Source organism: Streptomyces sp. NPDC101237, assembly GCF_044767465.1.
Classification (GTDB): domain Bacteria; phylum Actinomycetota; class Actinomycetes; order Streptomycetales; family Streptomycetaceae; genus Streptomyces; species Streptomyces gramineus.
This window is the reverse complement of the sequence record NZ_JBIWNY010000007.1, coordinates 314,678-331,372: the sequence shown is the minus strand read 5'-3', so window position 1 is coordinate 331,372 and position 16,695 is coordinate 314,678. Positions and strand designations below refer to the sequence as shown.

The 16,695-nt window shown below is 73.5% G+C and carries 17 protein-coding genes and 2 pseudogenes; 8 read left to right on the top strand and 11 right to left on the bottom strand.

Going from position 1 to position 16,695, the window contains the following annotated elements; genetic code table 11:
- Positions 1 to 96: 96 nt before the first annotated feature.
- The gene (locus ACIRQ9_RS14485) at positions 97 to 501 is read right to left on the bottom strand and encodes a cupin domain-containing protein (RefSeq protein WP_404171717.1); all 405 of its coding nucleotides are present in this window, start codon (positions 499 to 501) and stop codon (positions 97 to 99) included.
- Between the two features lie 173 nt (positions 502 to 674).
- Between ACIRQ9_RS14485 and ACIRQ9_RS14480 the strand changes: the two genes are divergently transcribed.
- The gene (locus ACIRQ9_RS14480) at positions 675 to 1,598 is read left to right on the top strand and encodes an RNA polymerase sigma-70 factor (RefSeq protein ID WP_404171767.1); all 924 of its coding nucleotides are present in this window, start codon (positions 675 to 677) and stop codon (positions 1,596 to 1,598) included.
- An 89-nt stretch (positions 1,599 to 1,687) separates the two neighbouring features.
- A complete protein-coding gene (locus ACIRQ9_RS14475; RefSeq protein WP_404171714.1) occupies positions 1,688 to 2,434 on the top strand; it encodes an SDR family oxidoreductase in 747 nt (248 codons plus the stop codon).
- Positions 2,435 to 2,567: 133 nt separating this feature from the next.
- Here the strand turns inward: ACIRQ9_RS14475 and ACIRQ9_RS14470 are convergent, their stop codons facing one another.
- From ACIRQ9_RS14470 to ACIRQ9_RS14430, 9 genes are all read right to left on the bottom strand, one after another.
- Entirely contained in the window at positions 2,568 to 2,909 is a 342-nt protein-coding gene (locus tag ACIRQ9_RS14470; protein WP_404171710.1) for a hypothetical protein, read from the bottom strand.
- A gap of 160 nt (positions 2,910 to 3,069) precedes the next feature.
- A complete protein-coding gene (locus ACIRQ9_RS14465; RefSeq protein WP_404171707.1) occupies positions 3,070 to 3,375 on the bottom strand; it encodes a hypothetical protein in 306 nt (101 codons plus the stop codon).
- A 73-nt stretch (positions 3,376 to 3,448) separates the two neighbouring features.
- A complete protein-coding gene (gene paaE / locus ACIRQ9_RS14460) occupies positions 3,449 to 4,561 on the bottom strand; it encodes a 1,2-phenylacetyl-CoA epoxidase subunit PaaE (protein ID WP_404171704.1) in 1,113 nt (370 codons plus the stop codon).
- Complete coding sequence (gene paaD, locus ACIRQ9_RS14455; RefSeq protein WP_404171701.1) at positions 4,561 to 5,076, bottom strand: 1,2-phenylacetyl-CoA epoxidase subunit PaaD; 516 nt, start codon at positions 5,074 to 5,076, stop codon at positions 4,561 to 4,563. Before paaD ends, paaE begins: the two co-directional genes overlap by 1 nt.
- Entirely contained in the window at positions 5,070 to 5,900 is an 831-nt protein-coding gene (gene paaC / locus ACIRQ9_RS14450; RefSeq protein WP_404171698.1) for a 1,2-phenylacetyl-CoA epoxidase subunit PaaC, read from the bottom strand. The genes paaD and paaC overlap by 7 nt, the downstream gene beginning before the upstream one ends.
- Positions 5,901 to 5,909: 9 nt before the next feature.
- Complete coding sequence (paaB, locus tag ACIRQ9_RS14445; protein ID WP_362720303.1) at positions 5,910 to 6,200, bottom strand: 1,2-phenylacetyl-CoA epoxidase subunit PaaB; 291 nt, start codon at positions 6,198 to 6,200, stop codon at positions 5,910 to 5,912.
- Entirely contained in the window at positions 6,197 to 7,168 is a 972-nt protein-coding gene (gene paaA, locus ACIRQ9_RS14440) for a 1,2-phenylacetyl-CoA epoxidase subunit PaaA (RefSeq protein ID WP_404171694.1), read from the bottom strand. Before paaA ends, paaB begins: the two co-directional genes overlap by 4 nt.
- A gap of 130 nt (positions 7,169 to 7,298) precedes the next feature.
- Positions 7,299 to 8,189, bottom strand: coding sequence for a 3-hydroxyacyl-CoA dehydrogenase family protein (locus tag ACIRQ9_RS14435; protein WP_404171691.1), 891 nt, complete (start codon positions 8,187 to 8,189; stop codon positions 7,299 to 7,301).
- A complete protein-coding gene (locus tag ACIRQ9_RS14430; RefSeq protein ID WP_404171688.1) occupies positions 8,186 to 9,406 on the bottom strand; it encodes a thiolase family protein in 1,221 nt (406 codons plus the stop codon). Before ACIRQ9_RS14430 ends, ACIRQ9_RS14435 begins: the two co-directional genes overlap by 4 nt.
- 173 nt (positions 9,407 to 9,579) lie before the next feature.
- Here ACIRQ9_RS14430 and paaI point away from each other — a divergent pair, with 173 nt between their 5' ends.
- The 6 genes and pseudogenes from paaI (at position 9,580) to gap (ending at position 14,820) form a co-directional block, all read left to right on the top strand.
- The gene (gene paaI / locus ACIRQ9_RS14425) at positions 9,580 to 10,008 is read left to right on the top strand and encodes a hydroxyphenylacetyl-CoA thioesterase PaaI (RefSeq protein WP_351323653.1); all 429 of its coding nucleotides are present in this window, start codon (positions 9,580 to 9,582) and stop codon (positions 10,006 to 10,008) included.
- A complete protein-coding gene (gene paaK / locus ACIRQ9_RS14420) occupies positions 10,008 to 11,354 on the top strand; it encodes a phenylacetate--CoA ligase PaaK (RefSeq protein WP_404171685.1) in 1,347 nt (448 codons plus the stop codon). The genes paaI and paaK overlap by 1 nt, the downstream gene beginning before the upstream one ends.
- Positions 11,355 to 11,396: 42 nt before the next feature.
- Positions 11,397 to 11,872 (top strand): annotated as a pseudogene (locus tag ACIRQ9_RS14415) (GNAT family N-acetyltransferase).
- Positions 11,873 to 11,976: 104 nt separating this feature from the next.
- Positions 11,977 to 12,282 (top strand): annotated as a pseudogene (locus tag ACIRQ9_RS14410) (DUF5701 family protein); the annotation flags it as partial.
- A 468-nt stretch (positions 12,283 to 12,750) separates the two neighbouring features.
- Entirely contained in the window at positions 12,751 to 13,707 is a 957-nt protein-coding gene (locus tag ACIRQ9_RS14405; RefSeq protein ID WP_404171682.1) for a GlxA family transcriptional regulator, read from the top strand.
- Positions 13,708 to 13,821: 114 nt separating this feature from the next.
- Positions 13,822 to 14,820, top strand: coding sequence for a type I glyceraldehyde-3-phosphate dehydrogenase (gene gap, locus ACIRQ9_RS14400; protein ID WP_404171679.1), 999 nt, complete (start codon positions 13,822 to 13,824; stop codon positions 14,818 to 14,820).
- A gap of 96 nt (positions 14,821 to 14,916) precedes the next feature.
- Here gap and ACIRQ9_RS14395 read toward each other — a convergent pair whose 3' ends face one another.
- Entirely contained in the window at positions 14,917 to 16,422 is a 1,506-nt protein-coding gene (locus tag ACIRQ9_RS14395; protein ID WP_404171676.1) for a hypothetical protein, read from the bottom strand.
- Positions 16,423 to 16,695: the final 273 nt, after the last annotated feature.

Below are 16,695 nucleotides of genomic sequence, written 5' to 3'. Positions count from 1 at the left end.
CCGCCCCCGCGGGGCTGCTCTCCCCCCGGGGCGCCGCCGCCCCCCCCCCCCCCCGGGGGGGGGGGGGGGGGCCCCCACGGCCGCTCCGCCGTTCCGTCAGCCCGCGGCGGGCCGTGGGGCGCGCAGGTGGGCCCGCTCGGCCAGCTCGCCCTCCTCGACCAGCTCCAGCATCGGCTTGCCCGGCGCGCACATCATGGTGACCACGAACCGGGTCCTGGCGTCGGTGAGGGCGTTGCCGTCCTGGTAGTGGATCACGTCGCCGCCCGGCTCCCAGAACGTCCCGCCGGCCTCGACCACCCGCTCGGGCTCGCCCTCCAGCTCGAAGCGGACGGCGCCCTCGACGACGTACCCGAACGCGGGCCCCGAGTGGCGGTGCGGCGGGGTCCCCGGGTCCCCGGGCTCCCACTCGATCCGGACGGTCATCGCCGAGGCGCCCTCGGGAACGGTGATCGGGGCGGCCTCCTGCAACACCGTCAACGCCGTCTTCCAGCTGTCCGACATGGTCTGACACCTCCGTGGCTCCGTCGTTCCGCGGCCTCGGCCCCCGCCCCTGGCGACCGCACGCGCGGTGGATCTGTGACACGTGACGATCGGTACATACGTATCCGAGGCGGTCTGTACCGTTCTGTGCGATGACAACTTGTAGCATGATGATCCGACTTTGGAGGACATCGATGCGCGGCGGCGGGAACGAGGACTCGGCCTCCCTCGACCAGGCGACGCAGGAACTGGACCGGGCCGCGGCGGAGTTCGTCGCGGCACGCCCACAGCTCTTCGGCATCGCCTACCGGGTGACGGGCAGCACGGCGGAGGCGGAGGACGTCGTCCAGGAGGCGTGGGTGCGCTGGCAGCGGACCGACCGCTCGGGAATCAAGGAACCGGCCGCGTTCCTGGCGACGGTCACGACCCGGCTGGCCATCAACGTCGTCCAGTCCGCCCGAGTGCGCCGCGAGGCCTACGTCGGCCCCTGGCTGCCCGAGCCCGTGGACACGAGCGCCGACCCGCAGCTGGGCGCGGAACGCGCGGAGGCACTCGACCTGGCGGTTCTCCTCCTCCTGGAGAAGCTCAACCCCGTGGAACGCGCCGCCTACGTGCTGCGGGAGGCGTTCGACTACGCCTACGCGCGGATCGCGGACATCGTGGAGACCAGTGAGGCCAACGCGCGCCAGCTGGTCAGCCGGGCCCGCAGGCACCTGGCGGCGGAGCGCCGGGACCCGGTGGACTCCGCCGAGCACCGCCGCTTCCTCGAGGTGTTCCTCGCCGCCGCCCAGGACGGACGGCTCTCGGTGCTCGAAGAGGTCCTCACCGCTGACGTGGTCAGCTACGCCGACGGCGGCGGGACACGCGGCGCGTCCAGGATCCCGGTCGTCGGACTCCCGCACGTCTCCCGGTACCTGGTCGCCTTCGCGCCGCGGTTCTGGCCCGGGGCGGACGTCCGCTGGGTCGAGGCCAACGGCAGGGCCGCCGTCCTGGTCTCGGCCGACGGGAGCCCGGTGGCCCTGCTGTCGGCCGACGTGTCGGCACGCGGCATCGAGCGCCTCCTGTGGGTGCTGAACCCGGACAAGCTGGCCCGCTTCGTCGCGTCGCTGGACGGCTGAGCCCGACCGCCCGGGACCCGGCTGTCACAGGCGGAGGACCTGCCCGGTCTCCTCTGGTGCAGACACGGGAAAGAGAGAGGAATTCCGTCATGAAGATCGTCGTGATCGGTGGCACCGGGCTCATCGGCTCCAAGGTGGTCGCCGCGCTCGGAGAGCAGGGGCACGAGGCGGTCGCGGCCGCGCCGAGCACCGGGGTGAACACCCTCACCGGTGAGGGACTGGCCGAGGTCCTCCGGGGCGCGTCGGTCGTGGTCGACGTCTCCAATTCGCCCTCGTTCGAGGACAGCGCGGTCCTGGACTTCTTCCGCACCTCCACGGCCAACGTCCTGCGGGCGGAGGCCGACGCCGGCGTGCGGCACCACGTGGCACTGTCCGTGGTGGGCACCGACCGGCTCCAGGAGAGCGGCTACTTCCGGGCCAAGAAGGCCCAGGAGGACCTGATCAGGGAGTCCGGCGCCCCCTACTCCCTGGTCCACGCGACCCAGTTCTTCGAGTTCGCGAAGGGCCTGGCCGACGGGGTCACCGAGGGCGACACCGTGCGCCTGCCGGACGCCAAGATCCAGCCCCTGGTCTCCGACGACGTGGCCGCCGCCGTCGTCCGTACGGCGGTCGCCGCGCCGGTCGACGGCGTGGTGGAGGTCGGCGGGCCCGAGGCGTTCCGGCTGGAGGAGTTCATCCGGACCGCGCTGGAAGCGGTGCAGGACCCCCGGAAGGTCGTCACGGACCCGGAGGCGCGGTACTGGGGCGCCGAGCTTCGGGAGGACACGCTGCTGCCCGGCCCGGACGCGACCCTCGGCAAGGTCAGGTTCGCCGACTGGCTCGCGCGGCAGCGGTAGCGGTAGCGGCAGAAGCAGCGGTAGCGGCGGCCGGTGGCCCCACGGCGGTCCGGCCGGGGGCCACCACGCGGCGGGCTTCTGGCCGGACGGCGGTCACGGGATCACAAGGTCACAAGGTCGCGGGATCACGGGGCTACGACGCGCCCACCAGCACCACCGTGACGCACAGCGCCATCACCACGGTGATCAGGATCATCGCGGTCAGCGTCCCGCGCAGCCAGTGGCCGAAGCGGGCGCGGTGGCGCCGCTCCACGACGTCGATGCGCGCGGCGATGTGCTCCGTGACCATGCGGGCGACGTAGGTCTGTTCCGCGAGGTACCAGCGCTCGATGTCCGTCCGCTGGTTCTGCGTCAGTCCCGGCTCCCGTGCGGTGAAGTCGGCCACCCGCTGCCGTGCGGCCCGCAGGTGGGCCTGCTGGTAGAGGAATTCCTGGATGTCGTTCAGGCCACGGGAGGCCTCCCCGTTCGTGTCCATGGTGTGCTCCCCGGATGAGGCGGCGGCTGTCCGGCCGGTCGCTGTGGTGCGGGTCAGGCCGGCGAACTCGCGAACGCCGCGCAGAGAGCTGGAGCAGGCGATGTGAACAACCAGCGTCGCAACATCCGCGTGCGGCCGCAAGACCGTCGTCCCCGGCGGACTACGTCGATCGACGGAGCCGGTCCCGGCCCGGCCCTGGCGACCGGGCGGGCCGCACGGCTTCCCCGGCGTCCGGCGCGCCCTCGTCGGGGACCCGGTCGCCCGGACCGTACGCCCCGGGTGCCGTCGCCTCCTCCCGGCGCCGCACGGACCGGCAGCCGGGCACCGGCTCCCACCGGTACTCGTCGTCGCCGGGCCCGGTCAGCCGCACCTGCGCCAGTTCCCTGGCCCGGTCGAACTGGTCGAGCAGCGGTGCCGAACGGCCGGTCCCCCTGCGTCGCTCCCGCCGTGGTCCCCTGCCCGCCACGCTCGGCGGAGACCAACGGGACGCGGACGGCGGGCGCGAGGGATCTCCGTGCCGGTGGCCGCGGGCCGCGGGCTCAGCTGTCGTAGTCGACGGTCAGCTTGTCGGAGACCGGATACGTCTGGCAGGTGAGCACGTAACCGGCCTCCACCTCGGCCGGTTCCAGGGCGTAGTTGCGGCGCATGTCGGCCTCGCCGTCGGTGATCCGGGCTCGGCAGGTGCCGCAGACGCCGCCCTTGCAGGCGAAGGGAAGGTCCGGGCGGATGCGGGCCGCGGCGTCGAGCAGCGCGGTGCCGCGCGGCAGGCGGGCGGTGGTGGAGCGGCCGTCGAGGGTGACGGTGACCTCGCTGGCCGGACCGGTCGCGGGCGCCTCCTCGTGGCGGACGGGTTCGACCGGCTCGTCGGCGAAGAAGAGCTCCTGGTGGATCCGCGCGCCGGGAACGCCGAGCCCGGCCAGGACCTGGCGGGCGTCGAGCACCATGCCGTGCGGGCCGCACAGCCACCAGTGGTCGGCGGCGGGGACGTCGATCAGACCCGCGACGAGGGCGGCGAGCCGGTCGCCGTCGAGGCGGCCGGAGAGGAGTTCGGCCTCGCGGGGCTCGCGGGAGAGCACGTGGGCGAGGTGGAAGCGGGTGCGGTACTCGTCCTTGAGGTCGGCCAGTTCGTCGGCGAACATCACGGTGTCGGTGCGCCGGTTGCCGTAGAAGAGGGTCACCCGGGAGCGTTCGTCGGCGGCCAGGACGGACTCGGCGATGGACATCATGGGGGTGATGCCGGAGCCCGCGGCGATCAGCACGTGGTGGCCGGGCACGGTGAGGTCGGGCGTGAAGGCTCCGGTGGGGGCCATCACCTGGACGGTGTCCCCGGGCCGTACCTCATGGACCAGCCAGGAGGAGAAGAGTCCGCCGGGCACCTCCCGGACGCCGATGCGGGGCGCGGTGCCGGCCGGCGAGCAGATCGAGTAGGAGCGCCGCTCGTCGCGTCCGTCGATCTCACGGCGCAGGGTGAGGGACTGGCCGGGCCCGAACGCGAACTCCTCGACGAGGTCGGCGGGGACGTCGAAGGTGACGGCCACGGCGTCCTCGCACAGGCGCTGGACGGCGGCGACGCGCAGGGGATGGAAGGCTGGGCGGCGCCGGCGGGCTGTCGTCGCGGGGGCACCGGCGGGCGGTGCCGTCAGCTCTGCCATCAGATCTCCTTGACGTACTCGAACGGCTCGCGGCAGGCCAGGCACCGCCACAGCGCCTTGCAGGAGGTGGCCGCGAAGCGGGAGGTCTCCTCGGTGTCGACCGATCCGCAGCGCGGGCAGGTGACCGTGCGCCGGGTCGGTGACAGGGTGAGCGGGACGGGGCCGGCCGGGTGCCGTGGCGCGGCCGCGGGCGGTGCGATGCCGTGCTCGGTGAGCTTGCGGCGCCCTTCGGGGGTGATCCAGTCGCTGGTCCACGGCGGGTCGAGGACGGTGCGGATCTCGACGCGGTCGAAGCCCGCGGCGCGCAGCCTGGCGGCGACCTCGGCGCGCATCTCGGCCATGGCGGGGCAGCCGGAGTAGGTCGGCGTCAGGGCGGCGACCACCGTGCCGTCGGCGGCGGCCGTCACATCCCGCAGCACCCCGAGGTCGGCCAGGGTGAGCATGGGCAGTTCCGGGTCGGGGACCTGTTCGGCGAGGCGGCGGGCCCGGTGCACGTCGGGCAGGACGGTCACCATGTCGCCTCCGGGTGGGCGCGGGCCACGCTCTGCAGCTCGGCCAGGAGCGGGGCGAGGTGTCCGGTGTGTGCGCCGTGCCGGCCGTGGCCGGGCAGCGGTGCGGTGTGCGGCATCGGGAGTCCGGCGGCGTCGAGGACCTGGCGGAGGTCACCGAGGACCGTGTCGCGCACGTCCTCGGCGGCGAACAGCTCCTCCCAGTAGGGGGCCTGGGCCTCCAGGGCGGTCAGCATCCGGGCGTGCGACTCCTCGGTGCCGTCGCCGAGGCGTACGACCCATTCCGCGGCGTACTGGCGGTGGTAGGTCAGCTCCTTGACGCCCTTGGCGGCGATCGCCGCGAGCACCGGGTCGGGCGCGGAGGCCAGCGCGGTGAAGTGGGCGAGGCGCCAGCAGGCGAGGACCAGCAGCCGCAGGACGGAGAAGGCGAAGTCACCGTTGGGGAGTTCGACCAGGCGTACGTTGCGGAAGTCGCCGGCGTCGCGGAAGTAGGCGTAGGCGTCCTCCGTGCGGCCGGTGCCGTCGGTCTGGCCGCAGCGCGCGTACAGCAGCCGTGCCTGGCCCAGCAGGTCGAGCCCGATGTTGGCGAGCGCCACCTCCTCCTCCAGCTCGGGCGCCCGGGTGACCCATTCGGCGAGCCGCTGGGCCAGCACCAGGGCGTCGTCGCCGAGCACCAGGCACTCGGCGGCGAGCCGGACGGCGTCGACGCCCTCGGGCACGGCGGTGTCGACGCCGTGCAGCGGGTCCTCGAAGCCGGTGCCGAAGGCCCAGCGGGCGTCGCCGTCGTCGTGGCCCTCGGCCAGCGACAGGTAGACGTGGTCGTCGCTCATCACCGGCTCCTAGATGTGCGGGACATCGTCGGGGATGTCGTAGAAGGTCGGGTGGCGGTAGACCTTGTCGGCGCTCGGGGCGAAGAAGGGGTCCTTCTCGTCGCGCGTGGAGGCGGCGATGTGGTCCGAGCGGACGGCCCAGATGCTGACGCCCTCGTTGCGCCGGGTGTACAGGTCGCGGGCGTGGGTGAGGGCCATCTCGTCGTCCGCCGCGTGCAGCGATCCGACGTGGACGTGGTTGAGACCGCGCTTGCCGCGGACGAACACCTCGTACAGCGGCCAGTTCTCCGAGTCGCTCATGCGACGGTCTCCTTACGTGCCCGGGCGGTCTGCTTGGCGGCGTGCGCGGCGGCGGCCGCCCGCACCCAGGAGCCCTCCTCGTGGGCGTCGCGCCTGCGCCGCATCCGCTCGGCGTTGCAGGGGCCGTTGCCGCTGATGACTTCCTTGAGTTCGGCGTAGTCGGGGGTGCCGAAGTCGTGGCGGCCGCGTTCCTCGTTCCAGCGCAGGTCGGGGTCGGGCAGGGTGACGCCGAGCCTGGCCGCCTGGGGCACGGTCATGTCGACGAAACGCCGGCGCAGTTCGTCGTTGCTGTGCCGCTTGATCTTCCAGGCCATCGACTGCGCCGAGTTGGGCGAGTCGTCGTCGGGCGGACCGAACATCATCAGGGACGGCCACCACCAGCGGTCCACCGCGTCCTGCACCATCTCCCGCTGGGCGTCGGTGCCGCGCATCATGGTCATCAGCAGTTCGTAGCCCTGCCGCTGGTGGAAGGACTCCTCCTTGCAGATCCGCACCATCGCGCGGGCGTAGGGCCCGTACGAACTGCGGCACAGCGGGACCTGGTTGCAGATGGCGGCGCCGTCCACGAACCAGCCGATGACCCCGACGTCCGCGAAGCTGGGCGTGGGGTAGTTGAAGATCGACGAGTACTTCTGGCGGCCTTCGAGGAGGCGCTGGGTGAGGTCCGCCCGGTCCACCCCGAGGGTCTCGGCGGCCGAGTAGAGGTAGAGGCCGTGGCCCGCCTCGTCCTGGACCTTGGCGAAGAGGATCGCCTTGCGGCGCAGCGAGGGCGCCTTGGTGATCCACTCGCCTTCCGGCTGCATGCCGATGATCTCCGAGTGCGCGTGCTGGGCGATCTGCCGCACCAGCGTCCTGCGGTAGCCCTCCGGCATCCAGTCACGCGGTTCGATGCGCTGGTCGCGCGAGATCGTCGTCTCGAAGAGGGACTCCAGGTCGTGCTCGGCGTCCCTTCCGGCCGCTTCCGTCATCTCCACCCACTCCCTACCGACCATTCGTTCGGTTCATCATAAGGTATGCGCGCCCCGATCTGGCAAGGGCCGCACCGGATCGGTGCCCGGCGGACGAGGACCGCCCGCACCCGGCCGCGGCGCCCGGCGCTCACCAGGTGTAGAAGCCGCGGCCCGTCTTCCGTCCCAGTTCGCCGCGGGCCACCTTCTCGCGCAGCAGCCGCGGCGGTGCGAAGCGCTCGCCGAGCGTGGCGTGCAGGTGCTCGGCGATGGCGAGGCGGACGTCCAGCCCGACCAGGTCGGTCAGCCGCAGCGGGCCCATGGGGTGCCGGTAGCCGAGCCGCATCGCGTCGTCGATGGCCTCGGGCGCGGCGACGCCCTCCTCGACCATGCGGATCGCCTCCAGGCCCAGGGCCAGGCCGAGGCGGCTGCTGGCGAAGCCGGGCGAGTCCTTCACCACGACGTCCTGCTTGCCCAGCGCCCTGGTCCACTCCAGCGCGGAGCGGACGGTGTGCTCGGCGGTACCGGGCGCGACGACGATCTCGACGAGCGCGGAGGCGGGCACCGGGTTGAAGAAGTGCATCCCGAGGAACCGGTCAGGGCGCCTGAGGACGGCCGCGAGGTCGGTGACCGACAGCGAGCTGGTGTTGGTGGCCAGCACGGCGGTGTCGCCCACGGCGTCCTCCGCGGCCCGCAGCAGGCGGGCCTTGAGCGCCGCGTCCTCGGGTACGGCCTCCACGACCAGCTCGGTCCCGGGCGGCAGGGCGTCCACCGCGGGTACGACGGTCACGCGGGCGGCCACCAGCTCCGCCGGCTCGTCCAGGTGGCCGCGCTCCCCGGCCCGCCGCAGGCTGCCGGCGATCCGCTCCAGCGCCGCGGAGGCGGCCTCGGCGCCGCTCTCCACGACGGTCACCGTGGAGCCGGCGGTGGCGAAGGACTGGGCGATCCCCGCACCCATCCGGCCGCCGCCGACGACCGCCACGGCGGCGGGCGCGGACGGTGTGCGCGGCTCCTGTCGCGCGGTCTCCGAGGGGGCGCTCACACCCGCTCCACCAGCAGCGCGACCCCCTGGCCCACACCCACACAGAGAGTGGCGAGGCCGCGCCGGCCGCCCTCGCGTTCGAGGCGGCCCAGGAGGGTGAGCAGGATGCGGGCACCGGAGCAGCCGAGCGGGTGTCCGAGGGCGATGGCGCCGCCGTCCGCGTTGACCTTGTCCTCGTCGAGCTTGAGGCGGCGGGTGACCGCCAGGGCCTGCACGGCGAAGGCCTCGTTGAGCTCCACGGCGTCCAGGTCGCCGGTCTGCCAGCCGGCCCGGGCCAGCGCCTTCTCGGTGGCCGGGACCGGGCCCAGGCCCATGAGGTGGGGCTGCACCCCGGCGGAGGCCGAGGCGACGATCCGGGCCCTGGGGGTGAGGCCGTGGCGCTCCACCGCCTCGGCGCCCGCGACCACGAGGGCCGCCGCGCCGTCCGACAGCGGCGAGGAGGAGCCCGCGGTGACGACCCCGCCGTCACGGAAGACCGTGCACAGGGAGCCGAGTTTGTCCAGGGTGGTGCCGGGGCGCGGGCCCTCGTCCCGGGTCACCTCGCCGTCGCCCACGGGCACGGGGACGATCTCGCGGTCGAAGTGGCCGGCTTCCTGGGCGGCCACGGCCCGGCGGTGGCTGCGCAGCGCGAAGGCGTCCGACTCCGCGCGCGTGATGCCGTCCAGGGCCGCCACCTCCTCAGCGGTCTCCCCCATGGACAGGGTCACCTTGACCGCCTCCGGTCCGGCGCCCGCGGCCACGGCCCGGTCGGCGGCGGTGAAGCGCGGGTTGGTGAACCGCCAGCCCAGCGCCGTGTCGTACACCTGACCCGGCTTGGCCCACGGGGTTCCGGGCTTCTCCGTCACCCAGGGCGCGCGGGTCATGGACTCCACTCCCCCGGCGACCATCAGGCCGGCCTCCCCGGCGCGGATCGTCTGGGCCGCCGAGGCCACGGCCGTCAGGCCCGAGGCGCACAGGCGGTTGACGGTGTAGCCGGGCACCGTGTGCGGCAGACCGGCGAGCAGCACCGCCATGCGGGCCACGTCCCGGTTGTCCTCGCCCGCCTGGTTGGCGGCGCCGAGGACGACCTCGTCGACGGCCTCGCCGGGCACCCCGGCGCGCCGGACGGCCTCGCCGACGACGAGGGCCGCGAGGTCGTCGGGGCGTACGGTGGCCAGGGCGCCGCCGTAGCGGCCCTGCGGGGTGCGGGCCCCGTCGATCAGGTAGACGTCCGGCATCGGGCGGCCTCCTCGGCTCTGGTGGGGACGGGACGTCGCGACGGCGCGCCGGCCGGGGCCCGAGGGGGCCGGATCGGCCTGCGGAACACCTCTTGACATGCGGAGGGCTTGCTGGATTACTTGACCACACCGCACGCTAACCGAATGTTCGGTCGGTCCACAAGGTGGTGGAAATGACGACCCGGGTACCGGATACGACGCCTGGCCCCGTCGAGACGATGTTCGCCGCGGACGAGGCGTCACGAGGACTCGGCATCGAGCTTCTCGAACACGGCGAAGGGACCGCCGTGCTCCGGATGACGGTGACGGCCTCCCAGGTCAACGGGCACCGGATCGCCCACGGCGGCTACCTCTTCCTCCTCGCCGACACCGCGTTCGCCTGTGCCTGCAACAGCCACGGCCCCGTGACGGTCGCCGCCGGTGCCGACGTCGAGTTCGTCGCGCCCGCCTACGAGGGCGACGTCCTGGTGGCCACGGCGCGGGAGCGCATCCGGTTCGGCCGCAGCGGTGTGTACGACGTGAGCGTGGTGCGCGGGGACGACGTGATCGCGGAGTTCCGCGGCCGCAGCCGTACCCTCCGCGCACGGACCGAGGAGCCGTGATGAGCAGCGAAGTGATCGCGTCCGAGCCGAGGACCACCCGCCGGGGGGAGCCGCTGCCCGAGGCGCTCCTGGACGACGCCGAGCGGATGTCCCGCACGGAGCTGACGGCGCTTCAGCTCACCCGGCTGCGCGCCACGCTGCGGCACGCCTACGACAACGTGGAGCTGTACCGCCGGAAGTTCGACGCGGCGGGCGTCGGACCCGAGGACTGCCACACCCTCGCGGACCTCGCCCGCTTCCCGTTCACCACCAAGGCGGACCTGCGGGACACCTACCCGTTCGGCATGTTCGCCGTCCCGATGTCCGAGGTGCGGCGCGTGCACGCCTCCAGCGGCACCACCGGCCGCCCGACGGTGGTCGGCTACACCGAGAACGACCTGTCCATGTGGGCGGACGTCGTCGCCCGCTCCATCCGGGCCGCCGGCGGCCGGCCCGGCCACAAGGTGCACATCTCCTACGGCTACGGCCTGTTCACCGGCGGTCTGGGCGCCCACTACGGCGCGGAGCGCGCCGGCTGCACGGTGATCCCCGCCTCCGGCGGCATGACCGCGCGTCAGGTGCAGATCATCCAGGACTTCCGTCCCGAGATCATCATGGTCACGCCGTCCTACATGCTCACCCTGCTCGACGAGTTCGAGCGCCAGGGCATCGACCCGCGCTCCACCTCCCTGGAGGTCGGCATCTTCGGCGCCGAGCCGTGGACGGAGGAGATGCGCCGGGAGATCGAGGAGCGCCTGGACATCCACGCGGTCGACATCTACGGGCTGTCCGAGGTCATCGGCCCCGGTGTCGCGCAGGAGTGCGTGGACACCAAGGACGGCCTGCACGTCTGGGAGGACCATTTCCTCCCCGAGATCGTGGACCCGCTGACCGACGAGGTGCTGGCCGAAGGAGACGGCGGCGAGCTGGTCCTCACCTCGCTCACCAAGGAGGCCCTGCCGATCATCCGCTACCGCACCCGGGACCTGACGCGGCTGCTGCCCGGCACCGCGCGTCCCGGACTGCGCCGGATCGAGAAGATCACCGGCCGCTGCGACGACATGATCATCCTGCGCGGGGTGAACGTCTTCCCCAGCCAGGTGGAGGAGATCGTGCTGCGCACGCCCGGCGTGGCCCCGCACTTCCAGATCCAGCTGAGCCGGCGCGGCCGGATGGACCACATGACCGTCCGCGTGGAGGCCCGGTCCGACGCGAGCACCGCCGACCGCGAGGCCGCCGTGCGGACGATCGCCCAGGGCGTCAAGGACGGCGTCGGGGTCACGGTGGAGGTGGCCGTGGTCGATCCGGAGACCCTGGAGCGCTCGCTCGGCAAACTCCGCCGGGTCAAGGACCTGCGCGAGGCGTAAAGCGCTGGCGGACCGGCGGCCGCGGTGTCTACCGTCCTCCCCGTGCCCGAGCTGCAACCGCTCCGCTCCGACCACGCACCGGCGCTCCTCGCCTTCGAGCTGCAGAACCGGGCCTACTTCGCGGCGTCCATCCCCGACCGCGGTGACGCGTACTTCGCCCGGTTCGAGGAGCGGCACCGCGCGCTGCTCGCCGAACAGAGCGCCGGCACCTGCCGTTTCCACGTGGTGGTCGGCGAGTCGGGCGAACTGCTCGGGCGGGTCAACCTGATGGACCTGGCGGACGGCGGCGCCGACCTCGGCTACCGGATCGCCGAGCGGGCCGCGGGCTGGCGACCTGGGCGGCGCGGGAGGTCTGCGGCCTGGCCGCCACCGCCTACGGTCTGACCTTCCTGCGGGCCGCGGCCGCGCTCGACAACCAGGCGTCCCGCACGGTGCTGGCCCGGGCCGGCTTCACCGTCACCGGCGAGACCCGGCTGTCGGGGCGCCCCGCTCTGACCTTCGTGCGGCAAATGCGGTAATGCGCGGGAACATTCGGGTTCGTCCCGTCGTTGGGCCGAACCCGAATCCCGTCCCCGGCCCTGGGAGCATCGTGCCCGAATCCGCCGCCGCCACCTCCGCCGTGCTGCCCGCGATCGCCGCGGAGGGCCGCACGCCGCTGCTGCTCAGCGAGGGCATCCACTGGGTGCTGCGGCGGCCCGAGGTGCTGGAGCGCAACCACCGCTTCATGACGATCGGTTCGCGGCGGCGCACGGCGGACGGCGCCCTGGACTCCCGCACTCCGGCGGTCTGGCTCAGCAACGGCACGGGCCGGGACGGCCGGGAGCGCCGCGACGCGCCCGAGGTGGGCTGGTGCTGGGCCGGCAACCGGCACACCTGGCTGGGCTTCGCCTCGGCGACGGGCCGGGCCCTCGGCTCGGCGGACGCGTGAACCCGTAGGCGCGCTCGACGCGGGCCACGTGGAGCGCCAACGACGCTTACCACTGTGCGCGTCCCCGCGCGCGGGCCAGGGCGTGCTCCGCGTGCGCCCGCGAGGCCGCGATCGACTCCTCGTCCCTCCGGTACGACACCGTGCCCGCACGCCGACCGCACCGCGCCCGGAATCGACACCGAGGAATCCGGGCTGTTCGGCGGCGAGTTTCATCAACCGCGCGGCCGTCCCGGCGCAACCGTGGTCACCGGCGGTCCGCACGGCGGTGACCACCACGGCGCAGGAGGGCGGGGCGGGGAGCGCGGCGGGCGCACGATCGGTCACGGAGGCCTCCAGCGGACGACGGCCTCGGCATCGTCCTGAACGATCTCGCGCACCGCCCGGCCCCACGACCCCGCCGGATCGCCGTACCGGCCCGCGCGGGCGCGGCGGCGCGGGTGGCGGTCGTCTGCTCGTACCCTGTCCGACGTGTCTCGCACCCGTCTGCACCGTGTCGCCGTCCTCGTCCTGGAAGGGGCCAAGCCGCTGGACGTCGGCATCCCCGCGCAGGTGTTCACGACCCGGAGCAGCATGCCGTACGAGGTGCGGGTGTGCGGGGCGGCGCCCGGCCTGGTCGCCGGCGGCGACGGGCTGTCGTACCACGTCGCGCACGGCCTCGACGCGCTGGAGTGGGCGGAGATCGTGTTCGTCCCCGGCTACCGCTTCCCGGACCGCAACGACCCGCCGCGGGCGGTCGTCGAGGCGCTGCTCGCGGCGCACCGGCGCGGCGCCCGGGTGGCCGCCATCTCGACGGGTGCCTTCGCGCTCGCCGCGACCGGTCTGCTCGACGGCCGGCGTGCCACGACGCACTGGCACTACACCCGGTCCCTCGCGGAGCGGCATCCGCTGGTCCAGGTCGACGAGAACGTGCTCTTCGTCGACGAGGGCAGCGTGCTGACGTCGGCCGGTGCCGCCTCCGGCATCGACCTGTGCCTGCACATCCTCCGCGGCGACCTGGGCGTGGCCGCCTCGAACCACGCGGCCCGGCGGCTGGTCGCGGCGCCCTACCGCAGCGGCGGCCAGGCGCAGTACGTGCCGCGCAGTGTGCCCGAGCCGCTCGGCGAGCGGTTCGCCGCCACCCGCGAGTGGGCGCTGCACCGGCTGGCCGAGCCGCTCACCCTCGACGCGCTCGCCCGCAACGCCGGGGTCTCGGCGCGGACGTTCTCGCGGCGCTTCGTCGCGGACACCGGGTACACCCCGATGCAGTGGGTGATGCGGGCCCGGATCGACCTGGCCCGGGAGCTCCTGGAGCGCTCGGAGCGGAGCGTCGAGCAGATCGCGGGCGACGTCGGCCTCGGCACGGGTGCGAATCTGCGGCTGCACTTCCAGCGCATCCTCGGGACGACGCCCAGCGACTACCGGCGCACCTTCACCAGGGGTGAGTAGCGCGCGGCTCCCGTGACGCGGCCTGGCGGGATCCTTTTGAACCATGGCGATGTGGCCGCTGTCGGCTGCGGAGGAGGCCCGCGAACCTGGTGGCATACCGAAGGGACGCCACTCATGACTCGTATCGCCATCAACGGATTCGGCCGCATCGGACGCAACGTGCTGCGTGCCCTGCTGGAGCGCGACAGCGACCTGGAGATCGTCGCCGTCAACGACCTCACGGAGCCCACCGCGCTCGCACGGCTGCTCGCCTTCGACTCGACGGCGGGGCGGCTCGGGCGTCCGGTGAGCGTGGACGGCGACGTGCTGGTCGTGGACGGCCGTCGTATCAAGGTGCTCGCCGAGCGGGAACCCGCACAGCTGCCGTGGGCCGCGCTCGGCGTGGACATCGTGCTGGAGTCGACCGGCCGCTTCACCTCCGCCAAGGCCGCCCGCGCCCACCTCGACGCCGGTGCCCGCAAGGTCCTCGTCAGCGCGCCCTCGGACGGTGCGGACGTCACGCTCGCGTACGGCGTGAACACCGGCGCCTACGACGCGGAGCTGCACACCATCGTCTCCAACGCGTCGTGCACGACCAACGCGCTCGCGCCGCTCGCCGCCGTCCTGGACGAACTCGCCGGGATCGAGCACGGGTTCATGACGACGGTGCACGCCTACACGCAGGAGCAGAACCTCCAGGACGGCCCGCACCGCGACCCGCGTCGCGCCCGTGCCGCCGGGGTCAACATCGTGCCGACCACGACCGGCGCGGCCAAGGCGATCGGCCTGGTGCTGCCCAACCTCGACGGCCGGCTGTCCGGCGACTCGATCCGGGTGCCGGTTCCGGTGGGTTCGATCGTCGAGCTGAACACGACGGTCGCCCGTGACGTCACGCGCGAGGACGTGCTGGAGGCGTACCGTACGGCCGCGGCGGGTCCGCTCGCGGGTGTCCTGGAGTACTCGGACGACGCGCTGGTCTCCTCCGACATCACCGGCAACCCGGCGTCGGCGATCTTCGACTCGGCGCTCACCCGGGTCGACGGCCGTCACGTCAAGGTGGTCGCCTGGTACGACAACGAGTGGGGCTTCTCCAACCGGGTCATCGACACCCTCGAACTGCTCGCGCGGGGCTGACGGTTCAGCGGTGCGGCCGGCCCTCCGACGACGGCCGGCCGCACCGGCGTGCCGGTGGCGGATCGTCGCCGCGGTGCCGGCCGGCGGCCGCCGTCCTCAGTAGGTCGACCCCAGTGCCCGTGTCGTGTACGCGCACTCCGTGTAGAGGTAGCCGTCGCGCAGCTTGGCGGTGTCGGAGCCCGGCGTGGCCGTGCTGTCGGTCTTCGGCTTGTGCACGAAGTAGGTGGTGCCGGGCGGCAGGCTGATCGTGTGCTGCGGATAGTGCTTGCCGCTGTCTGCGCACGGCTCCCAGCCGGGGCTCAGCGAGGCGGTGAACGAGTACGCCTTGCAGCTTCCGCACGGGCCGAGGGTGAAGCTTCCGGTGACCGGCCCGGTGTAGAGGACGGTGATCTCGTCGGGGCTGTCGTTCTTGACGGTCACCGGGATGCCGCCGCCGGACGCCGTGGTGGGCAGCTTCCTGCCCGCGGCCGGGAGGGTCCGGGCCACCTCGGCGCCGATGGCGATCTTGCGGGCGCGGTCGCGGTTCTTGTCGTGCGGGTGGTCGGTGGCGAACTGCCGCATGGTCTCCTGCGCCTTGGCGAAGTCACCGTCCCGGTACTGGTCGATGCCGCACCTGTAGTCGCCCGAGTCGGCGTTGCGGTCGGCCCGGCCGGCGATCTCGGCCAGGCCGTCGGTTCCGCTCGGCAGTTGGCCGATCTGGGTGTTCAGCGCGCGCAGCCGCTCGACGGCCGCGCAGGGGTCCTTCCCGGCGACGGCCTTCGCCGTCCGCTTCTCGGCCGCGTCGACGGCGGGGACGACCTTGGCGGCCTGCGCGGAGTCGGGGAAGGTGTCCAGGAGGTAGCCGAACCGGGGGACCCAGTCGGCGCCGGTGCCGGTCAGGCCGTCCGCTCCGCAGGCGTACAGCGAGGTGGCCAGCCGGTCGTCGGGCCAGTGGGTGAGCGTGCCGAGCTGGTCCCTGGGCAGGGAGTCGGGCACCGTCCGCAGGTACTTCAGCGGTTCGATTGCCGTGCAGTAGTCCTGGTCCGCGTAGGCGGCCGCGACGGTCGTGTAGTAGGTCCGCAGACGGCCGGGGACCCGGGCGGCGGCCCGGGAGCCGGCGTGGTGGACCACGAGGTCGCGGTAGACGCCCAGGGCGTCTTGGTAGGCGGGCCTGGCGGTGGCGAAGTCCTTCTCACCGGCCGTGTCGACCTGCCGGTCGGCGGCAGCGAGCCGGTCGAGCAGCGCGCGTTCGACGGCCTCCTTCCGGGCGCTGTCGTACCAGAGCGCGCCGCCCGCCGGGACGGCGAGGAGGACGACGCCCAGCACGAGCGCGACGGCCCGCTGCCCGGGCCACACCAGCCGGGTGCGCAGACCGACGAAGGCGCCGTGGACGGCGGCGAGCAGCAGGAGGACCGCGTAGCCGGCCAGTGCGGAGCCGGACACGCCGTCGGCATCCGCGGGCAGCGCGACGAACAGCAGGACGACGGTCGCCGCCAGGCACACGGCCAGCGGGAGCCACCGCCGGACGAGCAGATAGCCGAGGCCCAGACCCGACAGGTTGAGCAGGGCCACGGCGGCGGCGCGCAGCGCGTCCGGCGGCGCGGGCGGCGGGCTCGACGGCATCGGCGGGACGGACGGGCCCGGCGCCGGGAAGCCCTGGCCCGACGGCGGCCGACCCCACGGCTGCTGCGGAGGTTCCCCTTGCGGGGGTCCCGGATACGGACCGTACGCGTCCCCGGACATGGCGGCTCCCCCAATTGCTGCCGAATCCTATGGAATTGACAGCGTACGGCCAATCGTGCGCGGCCGACAGGGTCCAGGGCTCCCCTCACGCGCCGAAACGGCCGTCCGGCCGCCATCCGCGTGAAAGCCCGGCCGCCTCGGGTGGTTGCCGCC